Raw genomic sequence first — 11,375 nt, 5'->3', positions numbered from 1 at the left:
CCGCGTCAACGCCCTTCGGCTGGACTCAGGCCCCGGCCTTGTCCGGGTCGTCGTCGAAGTGCGCGTCGCCCATCACCGGCTGGTAGTCCCACGGGAAGACGAAGAGCGAGTCCGTGGACAGCCCCACGTGGTCCGGCGTGAAGCCCTCCGGCCGCGCGATGAGGCACGCGGTGCGGATCTCCTTCGCGCCCACCTTCTTCGCGAGCGCCGTGGCCAGCTCCAGCGTGTCCCCGCTGGACGCGATGTCATCCACGATGAGCACGCGGCAGCCCTTGATATCCAGGGGCATCTCCTCGCTCACCTGCGGCTGGCCACGCTCCGGGGTGCGCTCGGCCTTGTCGCGGCTGCGGCGGCTGATGCGCACGGGGAAGAACTTGCAGCCAAGCGCGCCCGCGAGCGCCCCGCCCACATACACGCCGCCGTGGGCCACGCCCACCACCGCCTGGGGCTCCCACGCTTGCCGGATGGTGCGCGCCAGCTGCTGCACCTTCCGGTCGAACTCCGCCCACGACAGCTCCACCACGCCCGTGGACTTGTGCCGGGACTGGTCGCGGCCGGTGGGTTGGCGAGGGGCCTCCACCTGGGGCGCCAGGATCATGTCATTGGGAATGGAGACGAGCTTCTCCGCCCCGTCCTTCTGGGCGGCGGAGGGCACGGCAGACTTCTGGGAAGGGTTGCGCTGGTCCTGGGACTTCGGCGGCGCTGCCCGCTTGATGGCCACGGCGAAAGCTCCGGGTGAGGTGCGGCCCTGTCATATCCCGAGCACCGCGACCCCGCCACAACCGCCGCGAGTGCCTCCCCTGAGGATGTGAGGCGCTGAAAAGTCCCCGGAACGAAGGATGTCTGTCTTCGTGACAGGCGCCTTGTCCACGGGGACAGGCTCAGGCGCTGCCCTCGGTGAGCATCTGCTGGATCTCCGCGCCGGGGATGACATAGCGCGTCGTGCAGAACTGGCAGGTGGCCTCCGCCTGGCCTTCCTTCTCCAGCAGGTCCTTCAGCTCCTCGCGGCCCATGGCGAGCAGCGCGAGCTTCACGCGGTCCCGGCTGCACGAACAGGTGAAGCGCAGCGGGTAGCGCGACATGACCTCCAGGTCCGCCTCCGGGACGAGCGAGCGCAGGAGCGTCTCCGCCCCAGCCTGCGCGTGCGCCTGCACGGCCGTCTGGAACTGCGCCTTGAGCCGGGTGCCCAGCGCCTTGAAGGCGTCCTTATCCCCGTTGGGCAGGGGCTGCACGAGCAGACCCACCACCGTGGCGAGCGGATCCTCCTGGCCGTCCACCTGGCCGGGCAGCTGCGCCACCAGCAGGTGCGAGGGCACCTGATCCGACTGGTGGAAGTAGCGCTCCAGGTCCGCCACCAGGTCGAAGTGCTCCAGCTCCACGGACGAGCGGTAGTACTCGCCGCCGCCCTGGTCGCGCAGCACGGACAGGAAGCCCTGGTTCCCCAGCACCGGGCGCCAGTGATAGCGCCCCTCCGAGCCGGAGTACTCCACCAGGGTGTTCTTCACGTAGCCGCGCACGACGCCGTTCGCGTCGCCGTCCACGAAGAGGCCGCGCAGGGGGCCGTCGCACTCCAGTTGCACGTTGATCCGGGAGTCCGTGCCCTTGCGGAGCGACCCCATGAGGGCGGCGACGGTGAGGCCCTGGGACAGGAGCGCGGCGGAGGCCGGCATGCTCTGGTGCGTGGCGCGGGCCTGGCGGGACAGGTCACCGGTGGTGGCCAGCACCAGGCGCAGGTCCGTCGCCTTCAACAATCCACTGACAAGCTCATCAGGCATAGGGCTGGTTAGCGTGCCCCACCCGTTCGCGCCCGCCAACGGAAGAGGGACGGAGACGGGCCGCCTGCCCGGCGGCCAGCAGTCAGGGCGGGGGGCTGGCATCGCCAGGGCTTATGAGTCGGTGTTCCCCCGCTGGCACGGGCGGATGCGGAAGAAATCCAGCCCGCGTGACGGAACGGCTATAAACCGCGTGATGGCCGTATCACCCAGGCCCTGACTTGGGCTCGCGGGGGTCTTCCACCCCACCCATCCGCGCGCCCCGCTGGAGACCCGATGAGCACCCAAGCCACCGCCGAAGCCCTCACCGACCGCAACCCCCTGTTGAAGTCGCGGCTGGGGTCGTTCCTCGCCGTGGTGCCCCTGAGCATCTGGGTCATCAACCATCTGTGGGACAACCTGTCCGCCTTCTACGGCGCGACGGCCTGGGAAAAGTCGGTGACGGAGTACGCGAACCCGTTCGCCCAGGCGTTCACGTTCATCATCGTCATGCTGCCGCTGCTCATCCACACGGCGTGGGGCCTGGTGCGCATCTTCACCATGAAGCCCAACAACCTCGCGTACAGCAACTACGGCAACCTCAAGTACATCGTGCAGCGCGTGGCGGGCCTGGGCGTGCTCGCGTTCCTGGGCGCCCACATCTGGCTGGCCTTCCTGCACCCGCGCCTGGTGGAGGGCCACGCGGAGCCCTTCATGGATATCGCCCGGGAGATGCACTACCACGGCCCCACGCTGATGGTTTACCTGCTGGGCACGCTGGGCACCGCGTACCACCTGGCCAACGGCCTGCAGACCTTCGCCATGGGCTGGGGCATCTTCGCGAGCGACCGCTCCATGCGCCGCTTCGAGCCCTTCTCCATCCTCATCTTCCTCATCCTGCTGGCCATGTCCTGGGGCGCCATCTACGCGCTCTACACGGCGGGCGCGGCGTACGGCCCTGCCGGCCTGGACGTCGGCTGAAGCAGTCCTGAAGAAGCGCCGGGGCCTTGAAGCCCCGGTGCCCGAAAACACGACCGGCCGCCCCTGACATCCAGGAGCGGCCGGTTCGCTTTTCAGGGGAATGGCCCCAGGGCGTTAGAACGGGATGTCGTCGTCCGTGCCGCCGTGGTTGCCGCCGCCCATGCCGCCACCGTCGTCCATGGGAGGGGGAGGCTGGCCGAAGTCGTCACGCCCCTGCCCGTAGCCGCCGTTGCCCTGCGGCTGCTGCCGGCGCCCACCGCCACTGCCGCCGCTGCCGCCGCTGTAGCCCTCACCGGCGTCACGGCCGCCGAGGAAGGTGACGGAGGTGGCGACGACCTCGGTGGTGTAGTTCTTCTTGTTTTCCTTATCCATCCACTCGCGCGTCTGCAGACGGCCTTCGACGAAGCACTGCCGTCCCTTCTTGAGGTACTCGCCGCACAGCTCCGCGAGCTTTCCCCAGACGACGATGCGGTGCCACTCGGTGCGCTCCTGCTTCTGGCCGTTCTTGTCGTTCCAGCTCTCGCTCGTCGCGATGCGGAAGTTCGCCACGGCCTGACCGCCCGGGGTGAAGCGCACTTCGGGGTCCGCCCCGAGGTTGCCGATGAGAATGACCTTGTTCACGCCTCCAGCCATGTTTCCTCCCGATACCTGACCCCTCTAGGGCCAGGAACAAACCTGCGAGGCCACACGCCCCGACAGGTCCTTCAGCCCATAGCATCCACCACTGACATTCCCCGGGCCACTAAACGGCCAGGGGTGCCGGGGACGCACGTCCGCCTGCTCCCCTGGCGGGAGGCTTCAAGGATTCCGCGATGTTGGGAGGTGCCGGGAGCCGGCAGCGGGGACAGCCCGCCCGGACGGGAACGTCCGGGCGGAGGGATGCCGAAGCGAGGGACTACCCGCCCGGGCGGAGGACCCCGGAGGCAGGGACCACGTTGGGCGTGGCGGAAGCGGGCGCGACCACCTGGACGGGCTGGGCGCGCTGGGAGGTCCGGGCCTCGGCCGTCTTGGTGGTGAGAGTGGAGTCCAGCCCCTTGGCGAAGGCGACGAGCTGGGCATCCGTCCCGCCAGCGCCCAGCTTGCGCAGGGACTTCCAGAACGGGTGGGTGGTGTCCCCGGTCTTCACCAGCCCCTGGGCCAGGAGCGGCACGGTCGCGTCGCGCTCCACGGTGCTGGCGGTGCGCAGGGCAACGACCAGCTCCTCGGGGGCGGTGCGGGCCACCTCGCCCAGGCCATCCGCCAGTTCGTCCTGCGCCTCGACGTCACGGGCGGTGCCGGCCGCGCGGCACAGCTCCAGCACGCGGGCCAGGGCCTCCGTGTTTCCGCCAGAGGCCAGCTCCACCATGCTGCTCACGCCGGGCACGCCCACGGACAGGGCGTGGGCCACCTGGCGCAGGCGGCCGTAGACGTCATCCGTGGCGGAGTAGCTGTCCAGCAGCGTGCGGGTGCCCAGGTAGTCGTGCGGGTTGGACTGGTAGAGGCTCTCCGCCAGCACGGCGCGCACGGCGGGGTCGCGCTCGCTGCGCCACGCGGTGCGCAGGAAGCCGATGTTGCGTTGATCGCGCTGCTTGCCCAGCTCCAGGTAGGTCTTCACGCGGTTGGCGATGTCCGGCAGACCGCCCTGCGCCTTCTGGCCCTCATTGAGGGAGGCCAGCGCGTTGCCCGGCCCCAGCGTGGAGCCGGTGGCGGCCACGGCGGCGCCCAGCGCGTCCATGCCCGCGACGACGGGACCGGCGCGGCCCGCGTAGTCGTTGACCATGATGGAGAAGGAGAACTTCTCACCGCCCGCGGACTGCACGTAGCCGCTGAGCGCGGAGACGCCCTCCAGGGTGCCCGTCTTGGCGCGCAGCCGGCCCACGGCGTCCGTGCCGTCGAAGCGGTACTTGAGCGTGCCGTCCTTGCCGGCGATGCCCAGCGAGGACAGGTACTCCGGGGCCAGCGGGAAGCGCTCGTACATGTGGCGCAGGAGCCGGTCCACCTGCGCGGTGGAGAAGCGGTTGGCGTCGTTGAGACCGCTGCCGTTCTTCATCACGTAGGTGCCGCGCGGGATGCCCACGTCGCGGTCCAGGAACTCCTCCACCACGTCGATGCCCTTGGCGAACGAGCCCGGCTGTCCACGCAGCTCCGCGCCCATCGTCTTGAGGAGCGTCTCCGCGACGAAGTTGCTGGAGAGCTTGTTGAGGCGCTTGAGGACGATGTCGAACGTGTCGGATTGCGCCACGTGCACGACCTTCGCGCGGGACGGCGTCAGGCCCAGCTTCACCTTGCCCTTCACCTTCACGCCGCGCGACACGAGCAACTGCTTGAGCGACCCGCCGAAGTACAGGGGCGGGCTGTCGATCTTCTTCCAGACGCTGACGGCGCCGCGCTCGTCGGGGACCTGGCCCTTGACGACGATCTTCTGCTTGTCGCCGTACGCGTCGGACTTCACGGACACGCGCCGCGCGCGGCCGGGGCCGCTGGTGACGGTGTTCTCCACGACGAAGAAGTCGCTGGGCGGCTCCATGTCCACCACGGCCTTGCCGCCGGGAGCGGCGCGCACGTAGACGGCGACCGCGTTCCAGTTGAGGCTCACCGCGCCAGTGGGCGCCATGTACGCGCGGTCGGAGTCCTCCTGGTCGTAGCCCGGCGGGGTGCGCTCGGCGTCGAACCAGGAATCGTCCACGACGATGTCCTGCACCTCCTTGAGGCCCGCGTGGAGCAGCTCGGAGGTCATGCCGTAGAGGCGCTCGGTGGTGACGGTGGGGTCGCCCTTGCCGCGCACGTAGAGCGTCTTGACCTTGCCGTCGGCGGGCATCTCCGCCTCGACGAGGAACTCCGTCTCGTAGCGGAACTCCGGCCCCAGGGCGACGAGCGCCGCGGAGGACGTGACGAGCTTCACGTTGGAGGCGGGGTTGAGCAGTTCGTCCGCGTTGTGGCTGAACACCACGGTGCCGTCGTCCAGGCTCTGCATGTGGACGCCGACGCGGCTGCTCTTGAGCGCGGTGCGCTGCATGACCTGCACGAGCGCGTTCTTCAGCGCCTCGCGTTCAGCCTTTTTGTCGGCGGACGGCGACGCAGCCAGGGTGGCGGAAGGGAGCCACAGGGCAATGACGGTCGCTGCCCAGAAGGGTCTGGTTCGAAAAACCTGCACGCACGCTCCAGGGAAGTCGCGATCCATTATGAAGAAGGGACGAAAGGGGCGGCAAGGGTGGGGGACGGATCCACGGTCGCTGTTACCCTGCCCGCCTGCCTGCTTCCTGGAAACAAGAAGAAGGCTGTCGCAGCATGGACGTCCCGCCTGACATCCACCTCGTGACAGACGCCATGCCCCCCCTGCCCTTCCGCGCCGCCCGGGTGTTCTTCATCGCGCTGGCGCTGGTGCTTGACTCCGGCTGCCGCGACCCGGCGCCCCCGGCGGGCATCACGGTGCTGTTGGAGGCCCCACCAGACAGCCTGGACGATCGCTTCGCCCTCACGGCCCATGGACAGCGGCTGGCGCAGCTCGTCAGTCCGGGGCTCCTCACCTTCGATGACGCGAGCCGGCCCGTGCCCCAGCTGGCGGAGTCCTTCCGGGAGGTCTCGCCCACGGTGGTGGAGTTCGTCCTCCGCCCGGGGCTGACCTTCCACGACGGGAGCGCTCTCACCGCCGAGGACGTGAAGGCCACCTTCGACGCCCTGCGAGACCCGAAGCTGGGCAGCCCCAAGCGCGAGCGGTACGAGCCGGTGGAGCGGGTGGAGGTGGTGGACGCCCGCGCGGTGCGCTTCCACTTGAAGCGACCCTATGCGCCGCTGCTCGCGGAGCTGTCCGCGGCCATCCTGCCCGCGGAGCGCGTGGGGCCCGGAGGCATCGAGGCGCAGGGAACGCACCCGGTGGGCGCGGGGCCCTTCCGGTTCGAGTCGTGGCCGGACGAGGAGCACCTGACGCTGGTCCCCTTCGAGGGCTGGCATGGAGGGAAGCCCGCGGTGTCGAGGCTGACGTTCCGGGTGGTGCGGGACGAGACGACGCGGGTGCTGGAGCTGCTCAAGGGCCGCGCGGACCTGGTGGTGAACGGCGTGTCCCCGGCGGTGCTGCCCGCGCTGCGCAAGTCGCCCCACCTGCGTGTGGTGACGAAGCCGGGCACGGGCTTCACGTACCTGGGCCTCAACCTGCGCGAGGGGCCGCTCGCGGACGTGCGCGTGCGCCAGGCGCTGTGTCACCTCATCGACGTGCGCCCGTTGGTGGAGCACAAGCTGCACGGGCTGGCGGAGCCCGCGTCCAGCATGCTGCCGCGCGAGCACTGGGCCTTCACGGAGACACCGGGATGCGGCTACGCGCCGGAGGAGGCGGCCCGGCTGCTGGACGCTGCGGGGTACCCGGATCCGGACGGGCCCGGGGGACAGCCGCGCCTGTCCTTCACCTTCAAGACGAGCACGGACCGCTTCCGGCGCGCGGTGGCGTTGGTGCTCAAGGAGCAGCTGGCGAAGGGGGGCATCGCGGTGGAGGTGCGGGCGCTGGAGTTCGGGACGTTCTTCGAGGACGTGCGCCGGGGGCGCTTCGAGCTGTTCACGTTGAAGTGGGCCGCCGTGATGGAGCCGGACCTGCTGAGGGGCGCGTTCCATTCCGCGAACATCCCCGGCCCTGAGAACCACTGGGGCGGGTTCAACCGCGGGGCACTGAAGGACCCGAAGCTGGACCGAGTGCTGGACGCGGCGACGCAGGCGTCTCGCGAGGAGCGGAAGACACTGTACGCGGAGGCGCAGCGGGAGCTGGACGCGGACATGCCCGTCATCCCGCTGTGGCATGAGGCCAGCGTCGCGGTGGTGTCCTCGCGGCTCGCGGACTTCGAACCCAGCGCGCATGGATTGCTGCTGCCGCTGGCGAAGGCGCGGGAAGTGACGCCCGAGCGTGGGGGCACGCCGTGACCCGGAGGCTCGTGTCCGCGCTCATCGCGATGGTGGGGGCGCTGCTGCTCGTGTCGCTGTTCCTGCACCTCGTGCCTGGGGACCCGGTGGACGTGATGCTGGGGGAGCAGGCGACGCAGGTGGATCGCGCGGCGCTGCGGCAGGCCGTGGGGTTGGACCTGCCGTGGTACGCGCAGCTCTGGACGTTCGCTCGAGACCTGGCCACCGGGGAGCTGCGCACGTCGCTGCCTCCGTTCCAGCGCAAGGTGCTTCCGGCCCTGGGCGCGGCGCTGCCGTACACGCTGCTGCTCACGGTGTCGGCGATGGCCGTGTCCCTGGTGCTGGCGCTGCCCCTGGGCGTGATGGCGGCGGCGCGACGAGGGACGCCCGTGGACGCGGCGGCGATGGGCGTGTCCGTGGCGGGTGTCGCCCTGCCCCGCTTCTGGTTGGGGCCGGTGCTCATCATCCTCTTCGCGCTGAAGCTGGACTGGCTGCCCGTGTCGGGCGCGGAGTCGTGGCGGCATCTGGTGCTTCCCGCGTTCACGCTTGGCACCGCGCTGGCCGCGTTCCTGGCGCGGATGACGCGCGCGACGATGCTCGAAGCGCTGCGTGAGGACTATGTCACGGTGGCCCGGGCCAAGGGCCTGTCGCCTCGCGTGGTGCTGTGGAAGCACGCGTTCCGCAACGCGCTGCTGCCACTGGTGACCGTGCTGGGCCTGGAGTTCGGCGCGCTGCTGGGCGGCGCCATCGTGACGGAGAAGGTGTTCGCGTGGCCGGGCATGGGCACGCTGCTGCTCACCGCCATCGAGAAGCGCGACTACAACACCGTGCGCGCCACGGTGCTCCTCTTCACGTTCTGCTACGTCGCGGTCAACACGCTCACCGACCTCGCGTATTCGTGGGTCGACCCGCGCGTGCGGAGGCGCTCATGAGCGCGGCCCATCGGTTCCGGCTGCACTCGTGGGGCGCCCGCTTCGGGCTCGCGGTGGTGTGCGTCTGGGTGTTCACGGCGTTGTTCGCGCCGTGGCTCAGCCCGCATGCGCCGGACGCCATCGACCTCACTCGCGAGCTGTTGCCCCCGACGCCCGGTCACCTGCTGGGCACGGGAGAGAACGGCATCGACGTGCTCACGCATGTGCTGTACGGCGCGCGCGTATCGCTGGAGGTGTCCTTCTTCGCCGTGGTGCTGTCCGCGGCGGTGGGCATCACGCTGGGCGGCATCGCGGGCTATGCGGGCGGGCTCGTGGACGAAGCGCTGATGCGGCTGGTGGACGTGCTGCTCGCGTTCCCCGGCATCTTGCTGGCGCTGTTCATCACCGCCGTGCTGGGTCCCAGCCTCGCCAACGTGGTGTTCGCCCTGTCCTTCACCGGATGGACAGGCTACGCGCGGCTGACGCGCGGACAGGTGCTCACCCTTCGAGAGCGCGACTACGTGCAGGCTGCTCGGGCGCTGGGCAGTGGGCCGGGCCGCATCCTCGTGCGGCACATCCTGCCCAACGCCGCGGGGCCACTGCTCGTGCTGGCGACGTTCGCGCTGCCGGGCGCCATCGTCGCGGAGGCGTCCCTGAGCTTCCTGGGGCTGGGCGTCCCGCCGGGCACGCCGTCATGGGGCGCGCTGGTGGACCAGGGGACGCAGTACCTGCTGGTGGCGCCGCACGTGGCCCTCTTCCCCGGCATCGCGCTGGCGGTCACCGTGCTGGGCTTCAACCTGCTGGGCGATGCGCTGCGCGACGCGATGGATCCGCGTCACGAAGGACGCTGACTTGAAGGCCTCGGGCGTCCCTGGCAGGAAGCAGGAACGCAAGGGAGTCAATCCATGAAGGCCGTGGTGCAGCGGGTCCTGGAAGCGTCGGTGACGGTGGACGGACAGCGCGTGAGCGAGATGGGGCCGGGCCTGCTCGTGCTGCTGGGCGTGGGCAAGGGCGACACCGACGCGGACATGGCGTGGATGGTGGAGAAGCTGGCCATGCTGCGCATCTTCGAGGACGCCGACGGCAAGATGAACCTGTCGCTGGAGGACACCTCCAAGCACCTCATCGTCGTCAGCCAGTTCACCCTCTACGGCGACGCGCGCAAGGGCCGCCGGCCCAGTTTCATCGACGCGATGGAGCCCGTCGCCGCCAAGGCCCTCTACGAGCGCACCTGCGAAGCGCTGCGCCAGCGCGGCCTCACCGTGGGCACCGGCATCTTCGCCGCGGACATGAAGGTCGCGCTCGTCAACGACGGGCCCGTCACCATCCTGCTGGAGAGCCCTCCGAAGGCCGCGGCTCCTGCCTGAGCCTCTTTGAAAGGTGATGCATCATGGAATCCTTCGAGTGGCTTGCAAACGTGCTCGCGCGAATCGACGCCTACCCGGTTCGGGGTCATGCGCTCTATGTCCGAGACAATCATCCGCTCGGATTGCAGACACCCACGATGGTTCTGCAACGGGACGTCTACTCGGATGAACTGCCAGAGCCAGCATGCAAACACGGCTTGCACAAGGCGCTCTCGGTTGCTGACACACGGTCGATTGTCGCGAATGCGAGGCTACAGAAAGAGGATGCCTCCCCGGCGGAGCTTGTTGAGGCATTCAACTTCTATTGGAAGCACGATGCGTTCATCGACTTGAGTCCTGGTGCCGCAAGGACTCTGGGCCGGAGAACGGATTGACGAGCCTCTGGCAACCGATTCAGTGCACGTCCAGGACGCGCCGGAAGAACGCTACGCCTTCCGCGTTGGTGCGCGCGTGCGAGGCCGGGCGCGTCCCCGCCACCGGGTCGCGGCACAGCATCGCGATGACGTCGAAGCCCTTCGGGTAGCACTCGGGCAGGAAGGTGAAGTGCCCCGCGTCGTCCAGGACCACCGTCGTCGTGGTTGCGGGCGACAGCAGCCCCGCCAGGTGCATGCCGTGCCCTTCGTGCGGCATCAGCTCGTCACCCTTCGCGAGCACCAGCTCCACCGGCTTCTGGACGTCGGCGGTATCGCGCGCCTCGAAGGAGGCCGCCATGCCCGGCGCCATCGCGAACGCGGCCTTCACTCGCGGGTCCAGGTACGACGCTCGCGAGTGCTTCATGTCGATGCGGCTGTAGTCCACGTCGCGCAGGCCCTCGCAGCCAATCTCCTCCCGGGTGCCCGGCGTCTTGCAGCGCTTTTCAATCCACTCCAGGTTCAGGTTCAGTCCCACCAGCGCCAGCGCCGTGTAGCCGCCCATCGAGTGCCCCGACGCGCCGATGCGCTCCGGATCCACACGCGGGCCCCACTTCGGATCCTTCAGCAGGTGGTCCAGGATGACCGTGAAGTCTTGCGGACGCTCGTACGCGCGCGCGAAGCCCTCCGGGCTCGTGTCGCCGAAGGTGTTGCCCGGGTGGTTCAACGCCACCACGACGAAGCCATGCGCCGCCAGGTTCGAACCGAACCAGGAAAGGTCCATCAACGAGCCCCCACTCCCGTGCGACAGCAACACCACCGGCCAGCGCTCCCGCGCGTCCGAAAGCGGTGCGTCCTTCGCTCCGTAGAAGGGCTTGAACAGGTCCGACGGCGCACGGTTGTCCATCGGCGTGCCGGGCGCCACCGGGTACCAGACCAGCGGCTTCAGCGTGCGGCGGCGGACCGCGTCCTCGTACGTCAGCGACTGCGTCACGCCCACCGCGTAGGCCGCGTCCGCCCCGTAGAGCGACGCATGGTCCGTACGCGGAGCCTCCGTCGCCTTCTTCGCGGAGGAACAGCCGCCCGTCAGCACCGCGACGGCGGCGAGGAGCATGGAACCCACGGGGAACAGGAAGCGGCGCATGGCCCCGG

General features: G+C 69.5%; 11 protein-coding genes. 6 read left to right on the top strand and 5 right to left on the bottom strand.

The genetic code is table 11. The annotated features are described in order from the left end of the window. Positions 1-25: 25 nt before the first annotated feature. A complete protein-coding gene (locus GTZ93_RS04545) occupies positions 26-721 on the bottom strand; it encodes a phosphoribosyltransferase (protein WP_139916759.1) in 696 nt (231 codons plus the stop codon). A gap of 160 nt (positions 722-881) precedes the next feature. Continuing rightward, on the bottom strand, positions 882-1,775 hold the full coding sequence (locus tag GTZ93_RS04540; RefSeq protein WP_139916757.1) for an Hsp33 family molecular chaperone HslO: 894 nt from the start codon (positions 1,773-1,775) through the stop codon (positions 882-884). A gap of 273 nt (positions 1,776-2,048) precedes the next feature. Between GTZ93_RS04540 and GTZ93_RS04535 the strand changes: the two genes are divergently transcribed. After that, positions 2,049-2,732, top strand: a complete 684-nt coding sequence (locus GTZ93_RS04535; RefSeq protein ID WP_139916755.1) for a succinate dehydrogenase — start codon at positions 2,049-2,051, stop codon at positions 2,730-2,732. 114 nt (positions 2,733-2,846) lie between these two features. Here the strand turns inward: GTZ93_RS04535 and GTZ93_RS04530 are convergent, their stop codons facing one another. Continuing rightward, positions 2,847-3,365 (bottom strand): single-stranded DNA-binding protein, encoded by a 519-nt coding sequence (locus GTZ93_RS04530; RefSeq protein WP_120579133.1) that lies wholly within the window; start codon positions 3,363-3,365, stop codon positions 2,847-2,849. A 262-nt stretch (positions 3,366-3,627) separates the two neighbouring features. After that, positions 3,628-5,865, bottom strand: coding sequence for a D-alanyl-D-alanine carboxypeptidase/D-alanyl-D-alanine endopeptidase (dacB, locus tag GTZ93_RS04525; RefSeq protein ID WP_390624850.1), 2,238 nt, complete (start codon positions 5,863-5,865; stop codon positions 3,628-3,630). Between the two features lie 134 nt (positions 5,866-5,999). Between dacB and GTZ93_RS04520 the strand changes: the two genes are divergently transcribed. The 5 genes from GTZ93_RS04520 to GTZ93_RS04500 are packed head-to-tail and all read left to right on the top strand — an operon-like array spanning position 6,000 to position 10,247. Beyond that, a complete protein-coding gene (locus GTZ93_RS04520; protein WP_139916751.1) occupies positions 6,000-7,616 on the top strand; it encodes an ABC transporter substrate-binding protein in 1,617 nt (538 codons plus the stop codon). Then, a complete protein-coding gene (locus GTZ93_RS04515) occupies positions 7,613-8,527 on the top strand; it encodes an ABC transporter permease (RefSeq protein WP_219629056.1) in 915 nt (304 codons plus the stop codon). Before GTZ93_RS04520 ends, GTZ93_RS04515 begins: the two co-directional genes overlap by 4 nt. Further along, positions 8,524-9,357: an ABC transporter permease gene (locus tag GTZ93_RS04510; RefSeq protein ID WP_139916749.1), complete on the top strand. Its 834-nt coding sequence runs from the start codon at positions 8,524-8,526 to the stop codon at positions 9,355-9,357. Before GTZ93_RS04515 ends, GTZ93_RS04510 begins: the two co-directional genes overlap by 4 nt. Before the next feature lie 54 nt (positions 9,358-9,411). Continuing rightward, positions 9,412-9,873, top strand: a complete 462-nt coding sequence (dtd, locus tag GTZ93_RS04505) for a D-aminoacyl-tRNA deacylase (protein WP_120594076.1) — start codon at positions 9,412-9,414, stop codon at positions 9,871-9,873. Between the two features lie 23 nt (positions 9,874-9,896). Next, entirely contained in the window at positions 9,897-10,247 is a 351-nt protein-coding gene (locus GTZ93_RS04500) for a DUF7716 domain-containing protein (protein WP_139916747.1), read from the top strand. 19 nt (positions 10,248-10,266) lie between these two features. Here the strand turns inward: GTZ93_RS04500 and GTZ93_RS04495 are convergent, their stop codons facing one another. Beyond that, positions 10,267-11,367, bottom strand: coding sequence for an alpha/beta hydrolase family protein (locus GTZ93_RS04495; RefSeq protein WP_139916745.1), 1,101 nt, complete (start codon positions 11,365-11,367; stop codon positions 10,267-10,269). Positions 11,368-11,375 lie beyond the last annotated feature (8 nt).

This window comes from Corallococcus exiguus (assembly GCF_009909105.1).
GTDB classification, from domain to species: domain Bacteria; phylum Myxococcota; class Myxococcia; order Myxococcales; family Myxococcaceae; genus Corallococcus; species Corallococcus exiguus.
The sequence above is the reverse complement of the archived record's forward strand: the minus strand, read 5'-3'. Positions and strand labels throughout refer to the sequence as shown.

What these genes read in the sequence shown, in the direction of transcription:
- GTZ93_RS04535 (WP_139916755.1), top strand. Translation starts at nt 2,049, where the DNA reads ATGAGCACCCAAGCCACCGCCGAAGCCCTCACCGACCGCAACCCCCTG.
- GTZ93_RS04495 (WP_139916745.1), bottom strand. Translation starts at nt 11,367, where the DNA reads ATGCGCCGCTTCCTGTTCCCCGTGGGTTCCATGCTCCTCGCCGCCGTC.
- GTZ93_RS04530 (WP_120579133.1), bottom strand. Translation starts at nt 3,365, where the DNA reads ATGGCTGGAGGCGTGAACAAGGTCATTCTCATCGGCAACCTCGGGGCG.
- dtd (WP_120594076.1), top strand. Translation starts at nt 9,412, where the DNA reads ATGAAGGCCGTGGTGCAGCGGGTCCTGGAAGCGTCGGTGACGGTGGAC.
- GTZ93_RS04540 (WP_139916757.1), bottom strand. Translation starts at nt 1,775, where the DNA reads ATGCCTGATGAGCTTGTCAGTGGATTGTTGAAGGCGACGGACCTGCGC.
- GTZ93_RS04520 (WP_139916751.1), top strand. Translation starts at nt 6,000, where the DNA reads ATGGACGTCCCGCCTGACATCCACCTCGTGACAGACGCCATGCCCCCC.
- GTZ93_RS04500 (WP_139916747.1), top strand. Translation starts at nt 9,897, where the DNA reads ATGGAATCCTTCGAGTGGCTTGCAAACGTGCTCGCGCGAATCGACGCC.
- GTZ93_RS04510 (WP_139916749.1), top strand. Translation starts at nt 8,524, where the DNA reads ATGAGCGCGGCCCATCGGTTCCGGCTGCACTCGTGGGGCGCCCGCTTC.